Genomic DNA, 23750 nt, shown 5'->3' on the forward strand with positions numbered 1-23750 from the left:
AGGCGGCCCTCCTGCCTGTGCGCTCCCGTCGATGTCCGCTGTCGCTCTCGATCTCGCCGCCCTGGCCGACCTCATCAAGACCTGGGGTCGGGAATTGGGCTTTCAACAGACCGGCATCGCCGGGCTGGATCTGGCACGTCACGAGGAACATCTGGAGCGCTGGCTGGCCGCCGGTTTCCACGGCGAGATGGACTATATGGCCGCGCACGGCAGCAAACGTTCGCGACCGGCCGAACTGGTCCCGGGGACCCTGAGGGTGGTTTCCCTGCGCATGGACTACCTGCCCGGCGACACCCGCATGAGCGAGCGCCTGGCCGATGGCACTGCGGCCTATATCTCCCGCTACGCCCTGGGCCGCGATTACCACAAGCTGATCCGCAAGCGCCTGCAGCAGCTGGCCGAGCGCATCCAGGGCGAGATCGGTCCCTTCGGCTATCGCGCCTTCGTCGACAGCGCGCCGGTGCTGGAAAAGGCCATCGCCGAACAGGCCGGCCTGGGCTGGATCGGCAAGAACACCCTGGTGCTCAATCGCAAGGCCGGCAGTTGGTTCTTTCTCGGCGAACTCTTCGTCGACGTGCCCCTGCCGGTGGACGAACCCACCCCACGCGACCACTGCGGCACCTGCCACGCCTGCCTGGACATCTGCCCGACCCAGGCCTTCGTCGGCCCCTATCAGCTCGACGCCCGGCGCTGCATTTCCTACCTGACCATCGAGTTCAAGGGCTCCATTCCACTGGAGCTACGGCCCTTGATCGGCAACCGGGTCTTTGGCTGCGACGACTGCCAGTTGGTCTGCCCCTGGAATCGCTTCGCCAAGCCCACTGCCGAAGGAGACTTCCAGCCACGCCACAGCCTGGACAGCGCCAGTCTGGCCGAGCTCTTTCGCTGGACCGAAGCCGAATTCCTCAGCCGCACCGAAGGCTCGCCCCTGCGCCGTGCCGGCTACGAACGTTGGCTACGCAACCTGGCCGTTGGCCTTGGCAATGCCCCGACCAGCATCCCGGTGGTGGAAGCCCTGAAGCTGCAGCGCGAGCATCCTTCGCCCCTGGTGCGTGAGCACGTGGAGTGGGCACTGCAGCGGCACGGCGAGGCCTGAGCGGCAGGCTAGACGTTCAGGGGCCTACCGTGGTGTAGGGGATCGGTGCCCACCAGCTGCCGTAGGGCACGCCGTACTTGTCGACATAGCGCTTGACCACCGGCGACAGCGGCCGGTACTTGCCGTTGGATTTGCCGCCATAGGGCCCCTTGGGCTCGATCTCGGCCTGGAGGGTCAGGACTTCGATGGGGTCGAGGCAGGGGCCCATGATCCAGACCTTGACCACGCCGCCGGGCGCCAGGCCGATGGTGAGGGCTTCGCGATAGTCGAAGTGGTAGCCGCTCGGACAATGGCCCGGGATACGCTCGACCATCTTTTCCCGGGCCCAATCAGGAATGGTGAACAGCGCGTGATAGGTTTGAGGCTCGACCATGGATTGCCAGCGTAGGGATACGACGTAGGGCAGATCCAGGCCGGTCAGAGTACGGCCTTTGCCTGAGCCGATTCGCCTGGGCCAGCCTTTGGCGGTAGCCGATAGGCTAGCCGGTTGCCCCATGGCGACCACTCCCCCCATGGCATTGGGAAAGATACGCCCACTGTTGTCGCCAATGTTGGCTTGCTCCAGCCAGACTTCCATATAGTTGGGCGCCAGAAAGCCCAGGTACCAGGCGTCATAGGGCAGCTTGTTCGCGGTGTCAGACTGACAACCCGCCAGGCTCAGTAGCAGGCCAATAGCCAACAACCAGCGACTCATCGCCCAACTTTTCATGGCCCTACCGTGGTGTAGGGAATCGGCGCCCACCAACTGCCATAGGGCACGCCGTACTTATCGACATAGCTTTTGACCACCGGCGACAGCGGCCGATACTTGCCGTTGGATTTGCCGCCATAGGGCCCCTTGGGTTCGATCTCGGCTTGGAGGGTCAGGACTTCGATGGGATCGAGGCAGGGACCCATGATCCAGACCTTGACCACCCCGCCGGGCGCCAGGCCGATAGTAAGGTCCTTGCGATAATCCGAGGTGCGACCACTGACCGGACACTCGGCTGGTAGACGCTCGACCATTTTTTCCCTGGCCCAATCAGGGATGGTGAACAGCGCGTGATAGATTTGAGGCTCGACCATGGATTGCCAGCGTAAGGAGACGACGTAAGGTAGATCTAAGCCGGTTAGGTTACGGCCGGCACCGGAGCCGATCCTTTTAGGCCAGCCTCTGGCGGTAGCCGATAGGCTGGCTGGCTCGCCCATGGCGACTACTCCCCCCATGGCATTGGGAAAGATACGCCCACTGTTGTCTCCAACATTTGCCTGCTCTAGCCAGACCTCCATGTAGTTGGGCGCCAGAAAGCCCAGGTACCAGGCGTCATAGGGCAGCTTGTTCGCGGCGTCAGACTGACAACCCGCTAGGCTCAGTAGCAGGCCAATAGCCAACAACCAGCGACTCATCGCCCAACTTTTCATGGCCCTACCGTGGTGTAGGGAATCGGCGCCCACCAGCTGCCATAGGGCACGCCGTACGTGTCGACATAGCTTTTGACCACCGGCGACAGCGGTCGGTACTTGCCGTTGGATTTGCCTCCGTAGGGACCTTTGGGCTCGATTTCGGCCTGGAGGGTCATGACTTCGATGGGATCGAGGCAGGGACCCATAATCCAGACCTTGACCACCCCACCGGGCGCCAGGCCGATGGTAAGGTCCTTGCGATAATCCGAGGTGCGACCACTGACCGGACACTCGGCTGGTAGACGCTCGACCATTTTTTCCCTGGCCCAATCAGGGATGGTGAACAGCGCGTGATAGGTTTGAGGTTCGACCATGGATTGCCAGCGTAGGGATACGACATAGGGCAGATCCAGGCCAGCCAGAGTACGACCTTTGCCTGAGCCGATTCTTTCTGGCCAACCCTCTGCGCGAATCGCCAGATTTTCAGGTTTGCCATAAGACACTACTCCCCCCATGGCATTGGGAAAGATGCGCCCGCTGTTATCACCAATATTGACTTGCTCCAACCAGACTTCCATGTAGTTGGGCGCTAGAAAGCCCAGGTACCAGGCATCATAGGGCAGCTTGTTCGCGGCGTCAGACTGACAACCTGCCAGGCCCAGTAGCAGGACGATAGACAGCAGCCAGCGACTCATTGCCCAACTTTTCATGGCCCAACCGTGGTGTAAGGGATCGGTGCCCACCAACTGCCGTAGGGGACGCCGTACTTGTCGATATAAGCCTTGGTGACTTCGGTCAGCGGCAGGGCGTATTGGCCGTTCATGCGGCCCTGATCAGGCCCCTTAGGCTCGACCTCGGCCTGCAGAGTCAAGACCTCAATGGGATCCAGGCAAGGGCCCATGATCCATACCTTGACGACACCACCCGGTGCTAGCCCGATGGTGAGGGACTCACGATAATCGAATTGGTAGCCACTCGGGCACTGGCCTGAAATACGTTCGACCATCTTCTCCCGCGCCCAGGGAGGAATCGCAAATATCGCCTGATAGGTCTGGGGCTCGACTAGGGATTGCCAGCGCACAGCAACCATATAGGGCAAATCTAATCCAGTCATGTAGCGGCCTTTACCCGAACCGATCCTCCTAGGCCAGCCCTTGGCAGTTGCCGATAGACTCGCAGGTTGCCCCATAGCCACCACACCGCCCATGGCATTGGGGAAAAAGCGGCCGTTGATGTCGCTGACATTGGCCTGCTCCAGCCAGATCTGCATGTAGTTGGGTGCCAAAAAGCCCAGGTACCAGGCGTCATAGGGCAACTTGGATTTGGGCGTGGCATTGGATTGGCAGCTAGCCAAACCAAACGCCAGGATGAGGTACAGCAGCCAACGGCTCATTCGGGATAGCCTGCTTGGGGACGGTTGGGATAGACGTTGCGGCGACCAGTCGCCGTAGGGGCATTGACGAAGAAGATGGCCAGATCACTACGATCTTTACCCAATAGCGCGTTCCAGTGAGCGGAAAGATGCACATAACGACCGAACAGCAGGCGGGCCTCGGCCTGGTCGATATGTAATGGAGCACCCTGCGCGTAGGCCTGCAACTTAGCCGCGATACCTTGTAATTCATCAGGAATCGCTAAGGCTGCGGTCATGGGAATCGGAGAAAGAGCTACATCATGATCAATAGCGAGTCGATGCATGATGCGTAAGTAAATCAACGACAGCTCGCCGCGAACTCGGCGTTCCAGGCGGATCGCGGCGATAACTTCGGTTTCTGGCAGATTGCCGCGGGTTCGTGGCAAGTTATTGCGCCAGGTATCAATTTCTAATGTAGTGGCGCCCGGTTCATACCAAGACTCTCGTTGAAACTGCGCTAGCTCGATTTGGGCCTGGCGATAACTCCAGGCCGCATGACTGTCGGTACCATAGCGCTCGCGAGAGGCGCGCGGCCGGGTCAAGAGTAGGCGTTCGGTCATCTCGAGCGCATAGCCCCCACCTAAGTCGGCATGAGCACCCGGCAAGGCAATTTCTTGATGCTGGGGCGCAACACTGGTAAGGGCGAAGTTACGCCGGTGCTCGTCACGAGCAACTAGGTGCACCACCTTGGCTGCGCACCCTGCCGGCAGATAGAGGTTGACGCCGGGGTTGGCGATATTGGTCGGGGTAAAGTCGCCACGCCTGAGGTCCGCTACCGCCGTCACGGTATCGAACAGGCCGATAAAGTTGAGTTTGACCATGGCGCTCTGCCACGAAAAGCACTTGGCCAAACCTGTCGCAGCAATACCGCCACCGGGCTTGAGCACCTCGTTGGCGAAGTGTCGCGCGGCTGCAGAGCCTCGGCTGAACCCAAAGAGATCGAACTTGATCGCTTCGATAATAATATCGGGGTTGTTGCGCTGGAACAGCACGTACTGTTTGGCGAAGGCTGCGGGAAAATTCTGAACGCACCCCAGCACACCACTGGCACCCATGCCCGTCCCCATGGAGAAAGCGCTATCAGGTTGTCTGGCTCGAGTGCCGATACCTTCGATATAGACCGGAATAGCCGCTGACCTTTCATCTTGCTCAACGGCGCGCTGGGTATCGTCTTGGTAGAGCCGATACAATCGCACGATATTCGTATCAGCATTGGCGTAACTGCTATCGGGGTCGAGCATGAACTTCTTGCAGTACCGGGCGATGCTCTCCGCTTGATCCTGGCGAAAGCCCTGCTCTTCCGCCCGGCAGGCGGCACCGGTGGCGGCGTTGAAGAGGTTGTTGCCGGTGCCGTCGAAGAAGACGCCGATGCGCAGGGTGATGCGCTGTTCTAGCGGACGTTCCGCCTGTTCGGCGACTTCGTCCCTGGCGACGGGTGCGCCTTCCGGGTGTTTGGCAGGCCCCTCGATACCCTGTCGCTCCCGGTTGCGCAGCGCCGAAGGCTTGCCCTGCCCCGGTGCCAGGCCGGTAGTGCCTGCACGGCTCGCGCAGGCACCCTTGGCCGCGCCGCCTGTATCCAGGCCGATGATGACGCTACTCGAACCGCCGATCACCACGCCGCCATGGCTGGTAAGGCTGCCGAGCACCGCCGCCGGTTGGCCGTTGATGAGTACGTTGGAGATGACCGCAGCGCTCAGCGCCGCGCCACAGCCACAGGCGTGGCCGAGGGTCGCAGCAGGCAGGCCATCGAAAGAGACATCGGAGGAGCCCTGAACCAGGGCGGTGGCCCCACATTTGGGGCAGGCGACGGCGTCGCCCAGGCGCGCAGCAGGTTTTCCAGACATGGCCGATCTCCCTATCGGTAACTGGGCGCCTGAAAATGCCGCACAAAAGGCTCTAGGACAAGGGTTTTAGCGAAGCGTAGCGCAATCTGCCACAGCCCTAGCCGTGGGGGTCGTCCGGATAACTGAAGGTCGGCATCTGCCAGTTGAATCTCAGCGCCAAGAGGCGCAGCAGCAGTCCGGCGCCGAGGGTGATGAGCAGTGCCTGCTCCTCACTCAGCCATTGACGGCAAAGCAGATAGCAACCGGCGGAGAGCACCGCCACGCTGGCATAGAGCTCGCGCCTGAGGATCAGGGGCACGTCGTTGCAGAGAATGTCGCGCAGGATGCCGCCGCAGGTGCCGGTGAGGGTACCGCTGACGATGACGATGGCCGGACTCAGGCCCATCTCCAGAGCCACCTGGCAGCCGATCACGGTAAAGGCCACCAGACCTAGGGCATCGAGCACCAGGAACAGCCGACGCAGATAGCGCATGACCCGGGCTATGGCCACGGTGGCCAGGCCCGCGCCGACGGTGAGCGCCAGGTACTCCGGGTGCTTGACCCAGCCGAGCGGATAGTGCCCCAGCAGGACGTCGCGCACCGAGCCGCCGCCCAGGGCGGTGACGCTGGCGATCAGCGCCACGCCGAACAGGTCCATGCCGCGGCGACCCGCGGACAGGGCGCCGGTCATGGCCTCGGCGGTGATGGCGATCAGATAGAGGATGGACAGCAGCACGGCTGCGCGACCATCAGACCTTGATGAAGTGCTCGCGGTAGTGACGCAGCTCGGCGATGGAATCGCGGATGTCATCTAGCGCCAGGTGGCTGCCGCTCTTCTTCACGCCGTCACGCACATGGGGCGCCCAGCGCGCGGCCAGCTCCTTGAGGGTGGAGACGTCCAGGTTACGGTAGTGGAAGTAGGCTTCCAGCTCCGGCATGCGGCGATAGAGAAAGCGGCGATCCTGGCAGATGCTGTTGCCGCAGATCGGCGATTTGCCCTTGGGCACCCACTGCTGCAGGAATTCCAGGGTCAGGGCCTCGGCCTGGGCGGTATCGACGGTGCTCTCGCGCACCCGCTGGGTCAGCCCCGAGCCACCGTGCTGACGGGTGTTCCACTCGTCCATGCCGGCCAGGATCTCGTCCGACTGATGGATGGCCAGCACCGGGCCCTCGGCCAGCACATTGAGATCGCTGTCGGTGACGATGGTGGCCATCTCGATGATCACGTCCCGATCCGGATCCAGGCCGGTCATTTCCAGGTCGATCCAGATCAGGTGCTGCGGATTGGGGGTGGTCATGGTGAACTCCTTGATGATGGCAGCAGTGTAGCAGTGCGCCTGCCGCGCACCTACCGGCGCCAGAGCAGCAGCCGGCTGCCACGCAGGTCGCCCACTTCCAGCACCCTGTCCGCTGGCTGGCCGGGAATCTCGAAGGTGTTGCTGATCAGCCAGCTGCCGGCCCGCAGCTCCGTGCTGGCCTTGTCGCCCAGGCGCGGCATGGGCGCCGGGGAGAGAAAGCAGTAGACGACGTCGAACTCGCCCAGCTCCACTCGCCAGAGATCGCGATAGCGCACCTGGCAGTTGCGCCGTGGCAGGCAGCGCAGCCAGGCCAGGGCGAAGCTCAGCGGCGCCGTCTCCACACCGACGAAGGTGGCCTGCGGAAAGCGCCGGGACAGGTCGACCAGGGTATCGCCCAGGCCGCAGCCCAAGTCGACGAAGCGAAAGGTCGGCTCGCGCTCGGCGAGCAGTTCGGCCAGCCGCTCGCGGGTTTGGCGCCCGGTGAGATAGAGCGGCACCCGCTCGCGCAGGCTGTTCCAGTTCAGCAGCAGGAGCAGCAGGAAGCCGAGCGCGGCGATACCCGCCGACAGGCCGCGACCACTGACCAGGTAGAGCGCCGGAGCGAACAGCAGATTGATGAAGACCCACCAGCGCGCCAGGCCCAGGCGTTCGCCCAGCAGCGCCGCGAGCACGGCCTGCAGGCACACCAGCAGCAGCAACGACGGGCGCTGCCCGGTGAAGCCAGCCCACAGCCGCAGTCCGACGACCGCCAGCACCAGGGCGGCCAGTTGCACCAGCACGGCCAGCAACAGGGGATAGCGCGAGGCGAGATGGGCCAGCATGGGGGCTCCAGAGCGACGAGGTGCGCCAAGTTTAGGTAATCCGCGAGAGGCGGCCAATGCTAGACTCCTCGACCCTGAAACCCGCGGACTTCCCATGGCCAAACGCCACCTGACCCGTCGCCAGAGCTGGCGGATCGAAAAAATCCAGACTGAACGCGCTGCTCGCGCGGAAAAGCGCGAATCCAAGCTGGTCGACGAACTGGAAGGTGGCGACCTGGGCCCCGAACAACAGGGCCAGGTGATCGCCCACTTCGGCGTTCAGGTGGAGGTCGAAGATGGCGAAGGTCGGCTGCAGCGCTGCCATCTGCGCGCCAACCTGCCGACCCTGGTCACGGGCGACCAGGTGGTGTTTCGCTCCGGCATCCAGGGCAATGGCGTCATCGTCGCCCAATTGCCGCGCCATTCGGAGATCTGCCGGCCGGACATGCGCGGTCAGCTCAAGCCGGTGGCGGCCAACGTCGACCGCCTGGTGATCGTCTTTGCCCCGCTGCCCACGCCCCATGCCAACCTCATCGACCGCTACCTCGTGGCGGCCGAGCATGCCGGCATTCAGCCGCTTCTGCTGCTCAACAAGGCCGACCTGATCGACGAGCACAACGGTCCGGCGCTGGACGAACTGCTGGGCATCTACCGCGAGCTGGACTATCCGCTGCTGGAGGTGTCGGCCCACAACGGCCTGAGCATGGACCAGCTCAAGAGCGCTTTGGACGAACACGTCAGTGTCTTCGTCGGTCAGTCCGGCGTGGGCAAGTCGTCGCTGGTGAACGCCCTGCTACCGGGCGTCGATACGCGCGTCGGGCCGCTGTCGGAGCTGACCAACAAGGGCACCCACACCACTACCACCGCCAGGCTCTTCCACTTTCCCAATGGCGGCGACCTGATCGACTCACCCGGTATTCGCGAATTCGGCCTCAGTCACGTCAGCCGCGACGACGTCGAAGCCGGCTTCAAGGAATTCGGCGACTACCTCGGCCACTGCCGCTTCCGCGACTGCAAGCACGAGCGCGAGCCCGGTTGCGCCCTGCTCGCGGCCCTGGAACGCGGCGATATCCATCCGCAGCGGATGGCCAGTTACCGGCATATCCTGGCTAGCCTGGAAGGCGAATCGCGCTACTAACGAAAACGCCGGGCAAGCCCGGCGTTTTTATCGATCGACGACTATCAGCCAAAGACGCGGAAGCGCTCGGCATCGTCCATGAAGCCCTTCTCCGGGAAGTCGCCCTCGTTGGAACCGAAGGGCATCTGGGCGCGCAGGTGCCAGGTCTCCGGCAGTTGCCACTCGGCGGCGGCCAGGGCGTCGGGCAGCGGATTGTAGTGCTGCAGGCTGGCGCCGATGCCGGCATTGGCCAGGGCCGTCCATACCGAGAACTGGGCGATGCCGCTGGCCTGCTCCGACCAGATGGGGAAGTTGTCGGCATAGGCGGGATACTTGTCCTGCAGGCCGGCAACGACATGCCGATCCTCGTAGAACAGCACGGTGCCGGCGCCGGCCGCGAAGCTGTTGATCTTGCCCTCGGTAGCGGCGAAGGCGTCGGCCGGCACGATCTGCCGCAGCGCCTGCATGACGAAGCCCCAGAACTTGTCGCTCTCGGCGCCGAACAGGATCACCGCGCGCGAGCTCTGCGAATTGAAGGCGGAGGGCGACAGCTTGACCGCCTCCTGGATCAGCGCGGTGACCTGGTCCTGGGCCAGCGGCAGATTCTTGCCCAGCGCGTACTGGCTGCGGCGGCGCTTGATGGTGTCGATAAAGGCGTTGCTCATCGGAAGGCTCCTGCAAGGGAATCGGAGATCGGGAGACCGCGCGCCAGGGCGCAAGGTGCCCGATCCGTCATGAAACCCCTGCAGCTTAACCAGCCGTCTTCACGTCAACGTACGAAAAAACCGAACGCTAGCAGCGAATTTTCCTATCGATCGCCATGACCGCTCAGGGCTTGCTCTGGATGACGCCGGCGTCGAAGGCGTTGATCTGCTGCTTGAAGGCGGCGTTGTTGATGGGTTGCGCCAGATTGCCGGTGGCGCTGACGCCACCACTGGAGACCCCGCTGCGACTGGCAGCCGGCGCGCCATCGGTCGCCGGCTTCGGTGCCTGGCTGCTCCCGGCCCGTCCCTCGATGGCCTGCTGGGCCTTCTTGGTCAGGACGATGATATCGATGCGGCGGTTGACCGGATTGAGCGGATGCTCGCGATCGAAGGGGGCCGAGGAGGCATAGCCGACGATCCGCGCCACCTGCTCTTCCGGATAGCCACCGGCGATCAGCGCCCGGCGTGCGGCGTTGGCGCGACCGGCGGACAACTCCCAGTTGCTGAAGTCACCCTTGCCGTTGTAGCGCGCCGCATCGGTATGGCCGCTGATGCTGATCTTGTTCGGCACCTGGCGAATGGTGTCGGCCATGGCCAGCAGGATGTCCTCGAAATAGGATTTCAGTCGCGGACTGCCGGAGTCGAACATCGGCCGGTTCTCGGCATCGACGATCTGGATGCGCAGGCCGTCCTGGGTGATTTCCAGCAGGATCTGGTCCTTGAACTTCTGCAATTCCGGATTCTGCTCGATCTTGTTCTGCAGCTCCTGCAGCAACAGCTCCAGGCGCTCCTTGTCGACCTGCTCGGCGATCTTTTCCGCCTGGCTCGGATCCATCTTCGCCTGACTGGCATCCTTCTGCTGCTGGGCCGCGTCGTTGGGCTGGCGCTTGTCGGACTGATCGGGCGCCTGGGTGGGATCGGGCGCGACGCGGTTGGAGTCGTTGGGATCGGCACGCTCCTGCACGTCCGGGTTGACCTTGTTCTGGGTCGAATCCGGTTGCGCCTGGATCTCGGGATTCAGGGTGCGATCGGGCGCCGGCGTCGGCGTGCCGCCCAGGTCGATGACATAGGGACTGGCGCTTTCGGTGAAGCCGATCGGATCCTGGAAGTAGCCGGCGATGGCCTTCTTCTGCTCTGGGGTGGCCGAGGACATCAGCCAGAGCACCAGGAAGAACGCCATCATGGCGGTGGCGAAGTCGGCGAAGGCGATCTTCCAGGCGCCGCCGTGGTGGCCGGCGGCGCTTTTCTTGATGCGCTTGACGATGATCGGCTGGTTGTTGTCCATCAGCTGCCCCGCATCGCCTGCTCGAGCTCACTGAAGGACGGCCGGTGCGCCGGGAACAGCACCTTGCGGCCGAATTCCACGGCGACGGTGGGCGGCATGCCGCTGGCAGCGGCGACCAGGCAGGCCTTGATCGCCTCCAGCACATTGAGCTCTTCCTTGGCGTCGTGCTCCAGGCAGGTCGCCAGCGGACCGAAGAAGCCGTAGGCGGCGAGAATACCGAGGAAGGTACCTACCAGCGCGGCGCCCACGTGGCCACCGATGGCCGCCTGGTCGCCCTCGCCGAGCATGCCCATGGTGATCACGATACCCAGTACCGCGGCGACGATGCCGAAGCCGGGCAGGCCGTCGGCGACCCGCGATACCGCGTGGGACGGATGCTCCAGCTCTTCCTTGATGCCGGCCAGCTCCATGTCGAACAGGCCTTCCAGCTCGTGGGGGGCCATGTTGCCGGAGGACATCAGCCGCAGGTAGTCGGCGACGTAGGCGGTCATCCGCTCATCCTTGAGGATGTTCGGGTACTTGCTGAAGATCGGACTGGCCTTGGGATCCTCGACGTCCGCCTCGATGGACATCATGCCCTCGCGCCGGCTCTTGTTGAGGATCTCGTAGAGCAGCTTGAGCACGTCCAGGTAGAAGGCGTGGGTGAAGCGATTGCCAAACATCTTCAGCGACTTCTTGAACACCTGCATGAAGGTGCTGCCCGGGTTGGCCTGCAGAAAGGCCCCCAGGGCGGCACCGCCGATGATCAGGACCTCGAGCGGCTGGATGATCGCAGCGATCTTGCCATGCGCGAGAATGTAGCCGCCGAGGACAGCCGCGAATATCACGATGATGCCGATGATTTTTGCCATGGTTGGGAATACTGTGTGCTAAGGAAAATTGAGCCGGGGATCTGCCCTCACGTCCCCTTTATCGGACCCGGCGCCCCGGACTGAAGGCCTTTCATCAAATTTCAAGGCGACCGTCGTATGTCCAGCCGCCCGAACACCGTCGAAGACTGGGTCAAACACCTGGAAGGCGTACGCCTACCGGTGGCCACCGCCACCGCGGAGCGTCTGCGCCGCGCCCTGGCCGATGGCCGTCTGGCGTTGCATGAGATCGCCGAACGGCTCTGCGAGTCACCCCCCCTGGCGCTGGCCCTGCTGCGCGAGGCCAATCGCGGCCATGCCAGCCTCGGCGATCCGGCCGCCAGTCTGGAAGCCGTGCTCGGCCGCGTCGGTCTCGGGCCGGCGGAGTACCTGATCGCCCGCCAGCCGACCCTGCCCGAGGAGCGCCTGCCGCGTCCGCTGCGGCAGCTGTGCCTGGTCAGCCAGCACGCCATGACCCTGGGGCTGGGCCTGTTCGGCGTGCCCCTGGCGCGGTTGTGGCCGGACATCCGCCTGGCCGCCCTGCTCTTTCTGGCGCCCCTCTGGCCGCTGGCGACCCGTTATCCGGAACTCTTCGAGGAATGGGAACGGCGGGTGCTGGGCGAAGGCGAACCGGCGCTCAAAGTCGAGCGCGAACTGCTCGGCGTGCCGGCGATCCGCCTGTGCCAGGCGCTGGCCCGTCACTGGCAGTTGCCCGAGTGGATCGTCGAAGGCTATCGCCTGCTGGACCAGGATCGCCGGCAACTGGTCAGGGCGCTGCACATCGCCCATGGCGACGATCCCCTCGAACAGCAGCAGCGCCTCGACGAAGCTCCCAATCTGCGCCGCTGGCTGACCCATCCCGGCAACACCATCCTGCTGGCCAACGGTCTGGCCCTGGCCAGCCACCATGCCTGGGATGGTTCTCATACCCTGCGCTGGCAGCGTTTCAGTGCCCTCTATCTGCAACTGCCGCTGGCACGGGTGCAGAGTCGCAGCCATGAGCTGGCGGTGCAGGATGCCCAGCGCCATGCCCGACCCGGCCTTTGGCATCCGGCGGAAGGCCTGGTCTGGCCACCGGGCGAACGGCGCCTCAAGCCGGTGCCCCGGGTACAGGTCGCCAGCGAGAGTCAGGCACAGCGCTGGCGCGGGCTCTGCGAGCAGCTGCTGCACACGCCCAGCGCCTTCGCCACCCTGCCCCAGCTGTTCGATTGCGCCCGCCAGGCGCTGGCGGCCTGCGGCCTGCCGCGGCTGCTGTTGCTGACCCCGGATCGCAACGGCCAGAAGGGCAATGTCCAGTTGCACCACGGCCTGGACGACGCCCCCGGCCTGCAACTGGATATCGCCAGCCACCCGCTGCTGGCCAAGCTGTTCGGCAGCCCCGGCCAGTTACGCATCGATGACGGCAACCGAGCGCGCTTCGCGCCGCACCTGCCCGCCGATCTGCGCCGACTGTTCAGCAACGAGCGGCTCTGGCTGCGCAGTCTGGGCTTTGGCGAACGGGTGGTGCTGCTGGCGATCCTGGACAGCGAACTACAGCCAGCGGATCCCCGCCGGACCGCGGCGCTGGACAAGACCTTCACCTGCATCGAGCGCGCCATTGGCACCTTCGCCAATCGTCCGCGGGCACGACCGGCCTGACGCTGGCCGGTCAACCTCGGTACACTTCACCTTCTACGGACCGACGGGAAATCCGCGATGCCCTTTTCCGCCTTGCCCCTGCTGATCGAACCGGCCGATCTCGCGGCGCGCCTGGATGCGCCCGAACTCATCCTGGTGGATCTCTGCAGCGCCGCCCACTATGCCGAAGGGCATCTGCCCGGCGCGCGCCATGTCACGCCCGCCCGCACCCAGCTGGGCAGCAAGCCGGCGCCCGGCCTGCTGCCGGCCCAGGCGGACCTGGAACAGCTGTTCGGTGAACTGGGCCAGCGCGACGAGGCCGTCTACGTGGTCTATGACGACGAAGGCGGCGGCTGGGCCGGACGCTTCATCTGGCTGCTCGATGTCATCGGGCACGGCCACTATCACTACCTCAACGGTGGGCGCCAGGGCTGGATCGCCGCCGGCCTGCCGCTGAGCACCGAGGTACCCGCTGCGGCGGGCGCACCGGTCGCCCTGACCCTGCAAGAGGAGCCCACCGCCAGCCGGGCCTATCTGCAGAGCCGGTTGGGCGCCGAAGACCTGGCCATCTGGGACGCCCGTGGCGCCGATGAATACCGCGGCGAGAAGGTGCTGACCGCCCGCGGCGGCCACATCCCCGGCGCGATCAACTTCGAGTGGACCGCTGGCATGGATCGCGAGCGCCAGTTGCGCATTCGCGAAGACCTGGCCGCCGAACTGGAGGGCCTGGGCATCACCCGCGACAAGGAAATCATCACCCACTGCCAGACCCATCACCGATCCGGCTTCACCTACCTCGCGGCCAAGGCCTTGGGCTATCCGCGCGTGAAAGCCTATGCCGGCTCCTGGGGCGAATGGGGCAACCACCCCGAAACCCCCATCGAATGACTGCCAAGGACCTCTCATGAAACTGCAAGACCGACTGTTCATCCTTGCCCAGCACCTGCTGCCGCACCATCTGCTGTCGCGGGTGATCGGTGGCTTCGCCGAGTGCCGGGCGCCCTGGTTCAAGAATCTGCTGACCCGCTGGTTCGTCCGTCACTATGACGTCGACATGCGCCAGGCCCAGGTGGAAGACCCCACCGCCTACGAGAACTTCAACGCTTTCTTCACCCGCGCCCTCAAGCCCGGTGCCCGCCCGCTGCCAGCCGAGCCCGGCGTGGTGGTCAGCCCCAGCGACGGTGCCATCAGCCAGCTCGGCCGCATCGAGCACGGCCGCATCTTCCAGGCCAAGGGCCACAGCTACAGCCTGCTGGAGCTGCTGGGTGGCGACGGCCTGCGCGCCGCGCCCTTCATGGGCGGCCATTTCGCCACCATCTACCTGTCACCCAAGGACTACCACCGGGTGCACATGCCGCTCACCGGGACCCTGAAGGAGATGGTCTATGTGCCCGGGCGCATCTTCTCGGTCAACCAGCTCACCGCCGAGAACGTGCCCGAGCTGTTCGCCCGCAACGAGCGGGTGGTCTGCATCTTCGATACCGCCGTGGGCCCCATGGCGGTCATCCTGGTCGGTGCCATGATCGTCGCCAGCATCGAGACGGTCTGGGCCGGCCTGGTCACGCCACCCAAGCGCGAACTCAAGCGTTTCGCCTACGACGAGGCCGCGCGTGCGCCCATCACCCTGCACACCGGCGACGAGCTGGGTCGCTTCAAGCTGGGCTCCACCGCCATCGTGCTGTTCGGTCCGGACGCGGTGAACTGGTCCGCTGAACTCGGCGCCCTGTCCACCGTCAACATGGGGCAACTGCTGGGGGTTCCGACCACGCCGGCCCCCTTGACCACCGTTTCCGAGCCAGGGTCTCTCGCCTAGATGCGCGGTTCATTGCCCATCGAAACAGGAGTGCGCGCGGCGAATGGATAGCAAAAGGCCACAGCTCATGTTGCGGGTACCGACGCCCGATCAGCGCAGCCTGACGTTTTGTGACGCCACGCCAGCCGGCCTCAAGCGCTGGCTGGAGCAGTTGCCGCGAGCCAAGCTGGGCGAATTCGCCCGGCTGCTCTATCAGGGGCTGCTGGAGCTCAATCGGCTGATTCTGACACCGGAAGCCCGGCTGCGCCTGCTCGAATCCCTGCGCCCGGACGTGCAGCGGGTCTGCCAGTTGCTCGAACGTCATGTGCTCAATCAAGCCATCGTGCTCGACGAGCGCTCGCGCAAGGTCGCCAATCTCTGCCAGGCCCTGCAGAACCTGCTGGCTGCCGGCTACAAGCTGATCGTGGTCGAGGAAAGCGAGCGCGGCGAACGCAGCACGCTGCTCGCCACCGCCATCCAGCGCGCCCTGCGCGCCCTGCTCGGGCCGCTGATCCGCGCCGCCCAGCTCTATACACCGGTTCACGACAACCTCTGGCTGGAGCTGCATCAACTCTATCGGCTGGCGGTGACCACTGGCCTGCACAACCAGAAAATTCGCGATGAGCTGCTGCCCGGCGACGGCAGCCAGACCATCACCCAGGCCTATGGCGCCGCCCTGCTGTTTGGCGCCGCCCGCTGCAACCAGCTGCGCCAGAGCCACATCGCCCAGCTGACCCTGCACCTGGACGACTGGGCCGGCTTGATCCGCCTGCAAGGCCCCGAGCAGAACGGTACCCTGATGGTGGTGGCGCCACAGATCGACGCCCCGCCGCGCTATCGCTCATTGCTGCGCGAAGCCAACCTCAGTGGCCTCCTGGGGCTCGCCCCGCAGCAGCTGGTGCAGGCCATCGAGGACTATCTGGCCCTGGCGCCGGAACAGCGACCACGCGCGCGCCTGCCGGTGCACGGCGATCTGTCTTTGGATCTGCTGCAACACCTGGTCGGGGCCTGGGGGCAGGAGGCGGATCGTGCCTTCCAGCGCATGCCCGGTCAGGGCCAGGTACAGGTCTGCATCGGCATGAGTGCCCTGCACTACCAACTCGCGGGTGGCCAGGTGTTCGCCGACACCCTGCGGCTGTCGGCCGCGGCGGCCCCGGAAACCTTTGCCCCCAAACCCAAGGAAGACGTCTGGTCGCTGGCCTTCGATGCCGACACCCGGGCGTCCGATGCCCTGGACTGGAGCACCGAGGCCTTGGAGGAAATCCACTACGACGTGTTGCCCGGCGACGGCGAGGCAGCCAGTCCGGCCTTTCCGATCCATGCGGTACAGGTGGTCAACCACAGTCCCGGTGGCTATTGCCTGAGCTGGAGCGGCGAAGTGCCCGAACAGTTACAGGCCGGTGAACTGCTCGGCGTGCGCCTGCCCGAGGATCACAACTGGGGCCCGGCGGTGGTGCGCTGGGTACGCCAGGTGCCCGGCAGTGGCACCCAGATGGGCGTCGAACTGCTGGCGCCCACCGCGCGGCCCTGCGGTCTGCAGCTGCTGCGCAAGGCCGAGCAGAACAGCCAGTACCTGCGTGCGCTGCTGCTGCCGGAGATCAAGGCCATCGATCAGGCGCCGACGCTGATCGCGCCGCGCCTGCCCTTCCAGGAAGGCAGCAAGGTGCAGATCAATCAACAGGGTAACGAACAGCGTGGCATGCTCGACCGGCGCCGCAGCATGACGGTCAGCTTCAGCGTCTTCGAATATCATCTGCTGGAACAGACCGGAGCTCAGCCTAACGGAGGGCCTTCGAGTGGTAGTGCGCGGCTGGAGGAAGACTTTGACTCGCTGTGGAAGTCTCTGTAGCTTCGAGGGATTGTCGTTATCGCCAGGGTGCGAGTAGACCATGGCTGCCGAACACAGTGCGATCCGCCTGTTGCTGCTCGAAGCATCGCAGAACGAGGCGGAACGTCTGGTCAGCCTGTTCCGCAATGCCGGACGGGCAACGCGGGCCCACCGTCTGGCCGACCCCGCGGATCTCGACGAACTCCTGTCCCAATCCTGGGACCTCGCCATCCTCGCCCCACCTTCTCCTGAGCTCGACAGCCTGGCCGCCCTGCGTCTCTTGCGCCGTCGGGCGCCTCAGCTCGCCGTTATCCAGCGGGTGGCACCCGAGGAGCCCACGGCGGTGCTCGAAGCCCTGCGCCTGGGCGCCCGCGACGGCATCGCCAGCGACAACGACGAGCACCTGCTGCTGGCCAGCCTGCGCGAACTGGGCAATCTGGCCGAGCGTCATGAACGCCGGCGCCTGGAACAGGCCCTGGCCGAAGCCGAGCAGCGCTGCCAGCTGCTGTTGGCCAATGCCGTGGATGCGGTGGCCTATGTCCACGACGGCCTGCATATCCACGTGAACTCGGCCTATGTGGAGCTGCTGGGTTATCCCTCCGCGGAAGACCTGGAAATCACGCCGCTGATGGACCTCATCGCCGCCGCCGACCAGCCGGCGCTGCGCGAGGCCTTCCGTCAGTTGCGCGACGCTCCCAGCCCCCTCGAACTGGATTGCCGGTGCGTCCGCCAGGACGGCAGCACCCTCGGCGTGCACCTGCGCCTGACGCCAGCCATCTATCTCGACGAACCCTGCGTGCAGTTGCACCTGCGCGAGGAGCGCGCGGCCCCGGCCGCCGAGGCCCTCGAGGAACAGCTGCGCGAGGTGCGCTTCCAGGATACCCTGACTGGGCTGCTCAATCGCAGCCGCATGCTCGAATTGCTCGAAGACGCCCTGGAGCGCGCCCGGCTCGGCGCGCCGGCCAGCTTCGCCTACCTGAGCATCGATCGCTATCCGACCCTGCTGGCCGAGCTGGGCATAGGCGCCATGGACGAGTTGCTGGTGGCCCTGGCCGAGCGCCTGAGCGAGCACTTCGGCACCCTGGTGACCCTGTCGCGCTTCGCCGACGATGCCTTTACCGTTCTCCTGCCCCAGGCGGCCGACGCCAGCCTGGACAGCGCCTTCGAGCGCCTGCTCGGCCGTCAGGAGCGCCAGCCGCTGGCCCTGGCCGGACGTAATCTGGCCATCAGCTATTCCATCGGTGTGGTCAGCCTGGACAGCCATACCAAGAGCGCCGGCGACCTGGTGGACCGGGCGCACCGTTCCGCGCGCCAGGTCGCCCAACGGGGCGGCAACGCCTGCAAACGCTACGACCCCCAGGAAGAGCTGGCCGCCGCCGCCAATCGCGGCAACCTGGTGGCCATGGTCAAGCAGGCCTTGCAGCAGAACGGCTTTCGCCTGCTGTTCCAGCCGGTGATCGGCTTGCGCGGCGGCAGTCACGAGTACTACGAAGCCCTGCTGCGGCTGATCAACCCCCAGGGTGAGGAGGTCTCACCGGCCGAATTCGCCCGCACCGCCCGTGACAGCGGCCTGAGCGGCCAGATCGATCGCTGGGTGATCCACCAGGCGGTGCGCCAGCTGGGCGAACACCGCGCGCGCGGCCACGGCACGCGCATCTTCGTGCACCTCTCGGGCGCGACCCTGGGCGATCTGGAATTGTTGCCCTGGCTGAGGGAAACCCTGCAGGCGCAGCAGCTGGACGCCGAGGCGGTGATCTTCCAGCTCAGCGAGGAGGACCTGCTGGCCCAGCCGGAGCAGGCCCTGGCCATGGCGCAGCGGCTACGTCGCCAGGGTCATCCGGTCACCCTGAGCGGTTTTGCCGCCGGTGATCCGCCGCTGGCGGCGCTGCGCCTGCTGGTACCGGATTACGTCAAGCTGTCGGGCAAGCTGATCAAGGACCTGGCGCAACCGGACCACCAGGAGCGCCTCAAGGCCCTCGTCGCCGAGCTCAGCGCCCAGAATGTCCAGACCATCGCCCCTTTCGTCGAGAGCGCCAGCGTGCTGGCTCAGCTCTGGCAGGTCGGGGTGCACTTCATCCAGGGCTACTACCTGCAGGAGCCCAGCCAGGCGATGGACTACGAGTTCCATGCCGAGTAGCAGCGACCCAGCCTGGGACAGGTTCATCGCGGCCATGGGCTGCCGCAGCGGCGGCTGAACCTACGGCATGATCGCGGCCATGGGCCGCTCCTACGGGTGTTTGATGTAGGCGTAGGAGCGGCCGCAGCGGCGGACCGCGATGGCCGCTGGGAGGCTCAGCCCTGGGTAAGCCGATCTTCCACGCCCAGCAGATAGAGCACGCCATCCAGGCCCAGCACGCTCACCGACTGGCGCGCGGACTGGCGCACCAGCGGTTTGGCGCGAAAGGCCACGCCCAGACCGGCCAGGGCCAGCATCGGCAGGTCGTTGGCACCATCGCCCACGGCGATGGTCTGCTCCAGCGTCAGGCCCTCACGGCTGGCCAGTTCCTGCAGCAGATCGGCCTTGCGCTGGGCATCGACGATGGGCTCGACGGCGCGGCCGGTCAGCTTGCCGTCGACGATCTCCAGTTCGTTGGCATAGACGTAGTCGATGCCCAGCCGCGCCTGCACCTGGCGGGCGAAGTAGGTGAAGCCGCCGGAGAGGATGGCGGTTTTGTAGCCCAGCCGCTTCAGCTCGGCGAACAGCCGCTCGGCGCCCTCAGTCAGACGCAGCCCGGCACCGATGTCTTCCAGCACCTCCTCGGACAGGCCCTGCAGCAGCGCCATGCGCTCCGTGAAGCTGGCGCGGAAGTCGATCTCGCCGCGCATGGCCCGCTCGGTGATGGCCGCCACCCGCTCGCCGATACCGGCGGCCTTGGCCAGTTCGTCGATGACCTCGGCCTGGATCAGGGTGCTGTCCATGTCGAACACCGCCAGCCGGCGATGCTGCCGCTGCAGGTCGTCGGGCTGCCAGCCGATGTCGGCCTGGCCTTCCTGGGCCAGTGCCAGCAGGCCCGCGCGCAGGGCCTGGGGCTCGTGCGGCTCGCCGGTGACGCGCAGCTCCAGGGCGGCGCGCGCGGTCGCGCCCGGCTCGCTCAGGGCGCGGATGGCGTGGATGTTCAGGCCCTGCTCGCGGCACAGCGCGGCCAGCCGGGTCAGCGGCAGATCGGCCAGGCTGCGGCCCATCAGCGTCAGGACATGGGCTTCGCCGCTGTCCGGTGCCAGCTGCGCCAGGGGCGCCACCTGCAGCCCCAGGGCCTGCAGTGCATGCCCCAGCGCGGCGCCGGCACTGGCCGGGCTGACCAGCAGGGTCACCGCGGCACTGTTGTCCAGACCCTGCTGCTGCAGCGATTCCAGCCGGGCACCGGCCGCGGCCAGGGCGCCGGTGAGCGCAGCCAACCAGTCGGCGGGCAGGATGCCTACGGCCTGGAGTCCGATAACGTCTTGCATGGCGATCCCCTCGCGGAAAAGCGCGCAGTCTACCCTTTCGCCCCGGCGGTGCCGAGCCATGGGCACCGGCTGGCGGCGGGAGTCCACCGCCGGCCTCTTTTGCGGGCGAAGCCCTGCATTCGCCGTTTTCGCGCCCCTGGCCCGCTGGTTATACTGGCCGCACATTTTTTGTCCAAAGAAACGATTTCTGTGACCCGCCCCGCGACCGTCAAGCCCGATAATTTCTTCCTGCTGATCTACCGAGCCCTGCGCCAGCGTCGTGTGCCGGTGGCCTTGCGCATCGTTTCCCACAGCCTGCTGCTGGTGGCGGCCGCTCTGGTGATCTATGCCGGCATCATGAGCATGCAGTTCCGCCATGCCATGCAGCAGCAGGCCGACGCCGTCGGTCAGAGCCTGGTGACCCAGACGGCCAACTCCGCCGCCGAACTGCTGGTGGCCAACGACAACCTCAGCCTCAATGTGCTGCTCAGCAACCTGGCGCGCAATCCGCTGGTGGCCCATGCCGCGGTCTACAGCCCGGACAACCGGGTGCTGGCCGAGTCCGGCACCCGCCCGAGCCAGGGCCTGCTGACCGCCACCGAGGGCATCTACAGCACGCCGATCCGCTTCCAGGACGTTACCGCCGGCCAGGTGCGCCTGGCGCTGGACATGGACCAGTTCCAGCAGCCGATGATGATCAGCCTGCAGAACATGGGTCTCTTGGGGCTGATCCTGCTGGGCCTGACCCTGATCCTCAGTCTGCGGCTCGGGCGCCAGCTGTCGATTCCGCTGCTGGAACTGCGCGTCTGGCTGCGCGATCCCGACGATCCCGCACCGGGCGCCGGCCGCCTCGACGAACTGGGCGACCTGGCGCGCCAACTGCAGAGCCGCCTGGTCCCGCCCAAGCCGCCCAAGGCGGAAGTGGCCGAGGACGACGATCCCTTCGCCGACGAACAGGGTGGCCTGAGCGTCAAGCCGCCGCCCGCACGCAAGGCTCCCGCTGCCAAACCGGCTGCCCGCAAGGCGCCTGCGGCGGATGCCGACAACGAACTGGACGCCGATGCCTTTGCCGATCTGGTACCGGACTCCTTCACCGAGCCGCCGCCCACGCCGGCCCCGGTAGTGCCCACCGAGCCCGACATCGTTACCTCCGCGGTGCTGGCCATCCAGCTCGGCGCCCAGGACCAGCTCAGCCGGCTGCCGCGCAGCCGCCTCGAACAGCTGCTGGAGCGCTATCGCGACTGCCTGCAGCAGGCCACCGAGCTCTATGACGGCGAACTCCACACACTCAAGGACGGCGGCAGCCTGATCCTCTTCCACGAGCGCAGCGACGACGATGACTACCTGACCCGCGCGCTCTGCTGCGGCGAGATCATGCGCGCCCTCGGTCACGCGCTGCAGGTGGAAGTGGTCGGCAGCGGTGCAACCCTGCAGCTGCAGTTGGGTCTGACGCAGGGCGAACGCCTCGCCGGCCTGGAGCTCGCCCAATTGCTGGAAAACACCACCGTACGCAATGCCCAGGCGCTGAGTCGCCACAGTCGCAACCTGTTGCTGGTCGAGCAGAGCATCGCCGAGGACGAGCTGCTGCGTAAACGCGCCCGTATCCGCACCATCGCCAGCCCCGCCGGGGCCAGTTGCGTGGAACGTCTCCTGGAACCCTACTCCGCGACGCTGGAGCGTCACCTGGTTCGGCTCGAGGCGCGTTGACGCGCCCGCCCGACCCCACCTATGAGCGCCCTCCTGCCCCGTCTCGCTCTCGCCGCGCTGTTGCTGGCGGCCTGCGCTGTCCAGGCAGCGCCCAACGCGAGCAGCGTGAGGCTGCCCGATGGCGGGGTCTATACCGGCGAGATCGTCAGCGGCTTGCTCAACGGCAGCGGCCGCATCGAGTGGCCCAACGGCAACTGGCTCAAGGGTCGCTTCAAGGATGGCCTGGCCGAAGGCCCCGGCGAACAGCAATTCGCCGACGGTACCTACTACCAGGGCACCTTTCGCCGCGGTCTCTACCATGGCCAGGGCAATCTGATCAGCAGCAGCGGCTGGGAGTACCACGGCAGCTTCGTCAACGGCCGCATGCAGGGCCAGGGCTCCAAGCTCGACAGCGACGGCACCCAGACCATCGGCACCTTCAACGACGGCCACCTCAATGGCGTCGGCCAGTGGCAGGAGCCGGGTGGCGATCGCTATGACGGCGAATTCGTCGACGACCAGTTCGAAGGAGCCGGCGTCTATCGCAGCGCTGGTGGCGATCTCTGGCGCGGGCGCTTCAGTGGCGGCGAGCTGACCGGTAACGGCGAATTCGTCGGCAGCGACAGCAGCCAGTATCGCGGCGCCTTCCGCAACTGGAAGTTCGACGGCCAGGGTGTGCTCACCAACAGCGACGGCAGCGTCTATCGCGGCAACTTCGCCGATGGCGTCTATGCCGGCATGGGCGTCCTGACCGGCGCCGACGGCCAGATCGAACGTGGTCTCTGGGAGGGCGGCAAACGCATCCGCGACGACCAGGGCCAATACATCGCCGATCCCCTGGAGCGCGCCCTGCTCGACCAGGGCAAGGTGCTCGACCAGGAGCTGCAGCAGATCCCGGCCTCCACCTCCGCCACCGAACTCTATGGCCTGGTGCTGGCCGGTGACGGCGGTCAGGGCGTATTCCAGCGCGAAGCCAACTACGTGGCCAACTTCCTGACCACCACCTGGGGCGCCCGCGATGTCGTCCACCTGATCAACGCCAAGGACATCCGCAGCGACCATCCGCTGGCCACCCGCGAGAATCTCTACCAGAGTCTGCAGGCCCTTGCCCAGCGCACCGGTCCCGAAGACCTGATCCTCATCTACCTGACCAGCCACGGCTCGGCCGACCATCAGCTGGTGCTCTCCCAACCGGGCCTGGACCTCTCCAGCCTGCCGGCCGCGGAGCTGGGCCGCCTGCTCGCGCCCCTGCGCGGCCGCGACAAGCTGATCATCGTCTCCAGCTGCTACAGCGGCGGCTTCATCCCGCAATTGCAGGACGACCATACCCTGGTGATGACCGCCTCTAAGGCCGATCGCACCTCTTTCGGCTGCACCGACGAAGCCGACTTCACCTACTTCGGCCGTGCCCTGTTCGCCGAGGCCTTCCAGCACACCGACGATCCCGAGCAGGCCTTCCAGCGCGCTCGCGACACCGTGTCGGTGCGCGAGAAGACCGAAGGCTTCGATCCGTCCGAGCCCCAGCTCTGGGCGCCGCCTGCCGTGCTGCAGAAGTGGCGCGCCTGGCGTGCGAGCCGCTGAGTGCGGCTTTCGCCCAGGGCCTTGACGAACAACCGGAACGCCTGAGGTCCAA

Annotated in this window: 21 protein-coding genes; 9 read left to right on the forward strand and 12 right to left on the reverse strand. The window is 65.7% G+C overall.

Annotated elements, in window-relative coordinates:
- The first annotated feature begins 31 nt into the window (after window positions 1-31).
- Window positions 32-1096 carry a tRNA epoxyqueuosine(34) reductase QueG gene (gene queG, locus FEZ61_RS03230; RefSeq protein ID WP_173147225.1) on the forward strand — a complete coding sequence of 355 codons (1065 nt, stop codon included), beginning with the start codon at window positions 32-34 and terminating at the stop codon, window positions 1094-1096.
- A gap of 16 nt (window positions 1097-1112) precedes the next feature.
- Here the strand turns inward: queG and FEZ61_RS03235 are convergent, their stop codons facing one another.
- The 8 genes from FEZ61_RS03235 to FEZ61_RS03270 form a co-directional block, all read right to left on the reverse strand.
- Window positions 1113-1805 carry a DUF2931 family protein gene (locus tag FEZ61_RS03235; RefSeq protein WP_242455091.1) on the reverse strand — a complete coding sequence of 231 codons (693 nt, stop codon included), beginning with the start codon at window positions 1803-1805 and terminating at the stop codon, window positions 1113-1115.
- Window positions 1802-2497 (reverse strand): DUF2931 family protein, encoded by a 696-nt coding sequence (locus FEZ61_RS03240; protein ID WP_346342855.1) that lies wholly within the window; start codon window positions 2495-2497, stop codon window positions 1802-1804. The genes FEZ61_RS03235 and FEZ61_RS03240 overlap by 4 nt, the downstream gene beginning before the upstream one ends.
- A complete protein-coding gene (locus FEZ61_RS03245; protein ID WP_173147227.1) occupies window positions 2494-3174 on the reverse strand; it encodes a DUF2931 family protein in 681 nt (226 codons plus the stop codon). Before FEZ61_RS03245 ends, FEZ61_RS03240 begins: the two co-directional genes overlap by 4 nt.
- A gap of 11 nt (window positions 3175-3185) precedes the next feature.
- Window positions 3186-3872: a DUF2931 family protein gene (locus FEZ61_RS03250; RefSeq protein WP_059316400.1), complete on the reverse strand. Its 687-nt coding sequence runs from the start codon at window positions 3870-3872 to the stop codon at window positions 3186-3188.
- Window positions 3869-5737: a PAAR domain-containing protein gene (locus FEZ61_RS03255; protein ID WP_173147229.1), complete on the reverse strand. Its 1869-nt coding sequence runs from the start codon at window positions 5735-5737 to the stop codon at window positions 3869-3871. The genes FEZ61_RS03250 and FEZ61_RS03255 overlap by 4 nt, the downstream gene beginning before the upstream one ends.
- A 97-nt stretch (window positions 5738-5834) precedes the next feature.
- Entirely contained in the window at window positions 5835-6449 is a 615-nt protein-coding gene (locus tag FEZ61_RS03260) for a trimeric intracellular cation channel family protein (RefSeq protein WP_059316956.1), read from the reverse strand.
- A gap of 16 nt (window positions 6450-6465) precedes the next feature.
- Window positions 6466-7014: an oligoribonuclease gene (gene orn, locus FEZ61_RS03265; protein ID WP_059316402.1), complete on the reverse strand. Its 549-nt coding sequence runs from the start codon at window positions 7012-7014 to the stop codon at window positions 6466-6468.
- A gap of 50 nt (window positions 7015-7064) precedes the next feature.
- Window positions 7065-7835, reverse strand: a complete 771-nt coding sequence (locus FEZ61_RS03270; RefSeq protein ID WP_173147231.1) for a class I SAM-dependent methyltransferase — start codon at window positions 7833-7835, stop codon at window positions 7065-7067.
- 94 nt (window positions 7836-7929) lie between these two features.
- Here FEZ61_RS03270 and rsgA point away from each other — a divergent pair, with 94 nt between their 5' ends.
- Window positions 7930-8952 carry a small ribosomal subunit biogenesis GTPase RsgA gene (rsgA, locus tag FEZ61_RS03275; protein WP_173147233.1) on the forward strand — a complete coding sequence of 341 codons (1023 nt, stop codon included), beginning with the start codon at window positions 7930-7932 and terminating at the stop codon, window positions 8950-8952.
- Between the two features lie 44 nt (window positions 8953-8996).
- Here the strand turns inward: rsgA and FEZ61_RS03280 are convergent, their stop codons facing one another.
- From FEZ61_RS03280 to motA, 3 genes are all read right to left on the reverse strand, one after another.
- A complete protein-coding gene (locus FEZ61_RS03280) occupies window positions 8997-9596 on the reverse strand; it encodes a nitroreductase family protein (protein ID WP_017642894.1) in 600 nt (199 codons plus the stop codon).
- Window positions 9597-9759: 163 nt separating this feature from the next.
- Window positions 9760-10920 (reverse strand): flagellar motor protein MotB, encoded by a 1161-nt coding sequence (locus FEZ61_RS03285; protein WP_017642893.1) that lies wholly within the window; start codon window positions 10918-10920, stop codon window positions 9760-9762.
- On the reverse strand, window positions 10920-11771 hold the full coding sequence (gene motA / locus FEZ61_RS03290) for a flagellar motor stator protein MotA (protein WP_017642892.1): 852 nt from the start codon (window positions 11769-11771) through the stop codon (window positions 10920-10922). The genes FEZ61_RS03285 and motA overlap by 1 nt, the downstream gene beginning before the upstream one ends.
- Window positions 11772-11888: 117 nt before the next feature.
- On the opposite strand from motA, the gene FEZ61_RS03295 reads away from it, so the two are divergent.
- The 5 genes from FEZ61_RS03295 to FEZ61_RS03315 all read left to right on the forward strand — a co-directional run bounded on the left by FEZ61_RS03295 (window position 11889) and on the right by FEZ61_RS03315 (window position 19142).
- Window positions 11889-13406, forward strand: coding sequence for an HDOD domain-containing protein (locus FEZ61_RS03295; protein WP_173147235.1), 1518 nt, complete (start codon window positions 11889-11891; stop codon window positions 13404-13406).
- A 57-nt stretch (window positions 13407-13463) separates the two neighbouring features.
- Window positions 13464-14273: a rhodanese-like domain-containing protein gene (locus FEZ61_RS03300; RefSeq protein ID WP_173147237.1), complete on the forward strand. Its 810-nt coding sequence runs from the start codon at window positions 13464-13466 to the stop codon at window positions 14271-14273.
- 16 nt (window positions 14274-14289) lie between these two features.
- Complete coding sequence (gene asd / locus FEZ61_RS03305; RefSeq protein ID WP_017642889.1) at window positions 14290-15198, forward strand: archaetidylserine decarboxylase; 909 nt, start codon at window positions 14290-14292, stop codon at window positions 15196-15198.
- A gap of 67 nt (window positions 15199-15265) precedes the next feature.
- Window positions 15266-17026 (forward strand): hypothetical protein, encoded by a 1761-nt coding sequence (locus FEZ61_RS03310; RefSeq protein WP_064307617.1) that lies wholly within the window; start codon window positions 15266-15268, stop codon window positions 17024-17026.
- Between the two features lie 40 nt (window positions 17027-17066).
- Entirely contained in the window at window positions 17067-19142 is a 2076-nt protein-coding gene (locus FEZ61_RS03315; protein WP_160921952.1) for a GGDEF and EAL domain-containing protein, read from the forward strand.
- Window positions 19143-19297: 155 nt separating this feature from the next.
- Here the strand turns inward: FEZ61_RS03315 and serB are convergent, their stop codons facing one another.
- Complete coding sequence (gene serB / locus FEZ61_RS03320) at window positions 19298-20452, reverse strand: phosphoserine phosphatase SerB (protein ID WP_173147239.1); 1155 nt, start codon at window positions 20450-20452, stop codon at window positions 19298-19300.
- Between the two features lie 189 nt (window positions 20453-20641).
- On the opposite strand from serB, the gene FEZ61_RS03325 reads away from it, so the two are divergent.
- Entirely contained in the window at window positions 20642-22138 is a 1497-nt protein-coding gene (locus FEZ61_RS03325; protein WP_173147241.1) for an AhpA/YtjB family protein, read from the forward strand.
- Between the two features lie 21 nt (window positions 22139-22159).
- A complete protein-coding gene (locus tag FEZ61_RS03330) occupies window positions 22160-23698 on the forward strand; it encodes a C13 family peptidase (protein ID WP_173147243.1) in 1539 nt (512 codons plus the stop codon).
- The last annotated feature ends 52 nt before the right edge of the window (window positions 23699-23750 follow it).

The sequence above is a fragment of the Pseudomonas sp. MS15a(2019) genome (genome assembly GCF_013277805.1).
GTDB classification, from domain to species: Bacteria; Pseudomonadota; Gammaproteobacteria; order Pseudomonadales; family Pseudomonadaceae; genus Chryseomonas; species Chryseomonas benzopyrenica.

Coding starts and splice junctions, on each gene's coding strand:
- FEZ61_RS03235 (WP_242455091.1), bottom strand. CDS start 1,805: ATGAAAAGTTGGGCGATGAGTCGCTGGTTGTTGGCTATTGGCCTGCTA.
- FEZ61_RS03285 (WP_017642893.1), bottom strand. CDS start 10,920: ATGGACAACAACCAGCCGATCATCGTCAAGCGCATCAAGAAAAGCGCC.
- FEZ61_RS03295 (WP_173147235.1), top strand. CDS start 11,889: ATGTCCAGCCGCCCGAACACCGTCGAAGACTGGGTCAAACACCTGGAA.
- serB (WP_173147239.1), bottom strand. CDS start 20,452: ATGCAAGACGTTATCGGACTCCAGGCCGTAGGCATCCTGCCCGCCGAC.
- queG (WP_173147225.1), top strand. CDS start 32: ATGTCCGCTGTCGCTCTCGATCTCGCCGCCCTGGCCGACCTCATCAAG.
- rsgA (WP_173147233.1), top strand. CDS start 7,930: ATGGCCAAACGCCACCTGACCCGTCGCCAGAGCTGGCGGATCGAAAAA.
- FEZ61_RS03245 (WP_173147227.1), bottom strand. CDS start 3,174: ATGAGTCGCTGGCTGCTGTCTATCGTCCTGCTACTGGGCCTGGCAGGT.
- asd (WP_017642889.1), top strand. CDS start 14,290: ATGAAACTGCAAGACCGACTGTTCATCCTTGCCCAGCACCTGCTGCCG.
- FEZ61_RS03240 (WP_346342855.1), bottom strand. CDS start 2,497: ATGAAAAGTTGGGCGATGAGTCGCTGGTTGTTGGCTATTGGCCTGCTA.
- FEZ61_RS03315 (WP_160921952.1), top strand. CDS start 17,067: ATGGCTGCCGAACACAGTGCGATCCGCCTGTTGCTGCTCGAAGCATCG.
- FEZ61_RS03250 (WP_059316400.1), bottom strand. CDS start 3,872: ATGAGCCGTTGGCTGCTGTACCTCATCCTGGCGTTTGGTTTGGCTAGC.
- FEZ61_RS03280 (WP_017642894.1), bottom strand. CDS start 9,596: ATGAGCAACGCCTTTATCGACACCATCAAGCGCCGCCGCAGCCAGTAC.
- FEZ61_RS03330 (WP_173147243.1), top strand. CDS start 22,160: ATGAGCGCCCTCCTGCCCCGTCTCGCTCTCGCCGCGCTGTTGCTGGCG.
- FEZ61_RS03270 (WP_173147231.1), bottom strand. CDS start 7,835: ATGCTGGCCCATCTCGCCTCGCGCTATCCCCTGTTGCTGGCCGTGCTG.
- motA (WP_017642892.1), bottom strand. CDS start 11,771: ATGGCAAAAATCATCGGCATCATCGTGATATTCGCGGCTGTCCTCGGC.
- FEZ61_RS03310 (WP_064307617.1), top strand. CDS start 15,266: ATGTTGCGGGTACCGACGCCCGATCAGCGCAGCCTGACGTTTTGTGAC.
- FEZ61_RS03255 (WP_173147229.1), bottom strand. CDS start 5,737: ATGTCTGGAAAACCTGCTGCGCGCCTGGGCGACGCCGTCGCCTGCCCC.
- orn (WP_059316402.1), bottom strand. CDS start 7,014: ATGACCACCCCCAATCCGCAGCACCTGATCTGGATCGACCTGGAAATG.
- FEZ61_RS03300 (WP_173147237.1), top strand. CDS start 13,464: ATGCCCTTTTCCGCCTTGCCCCTGCTGATCGAACCGGCCGATCTCGCG.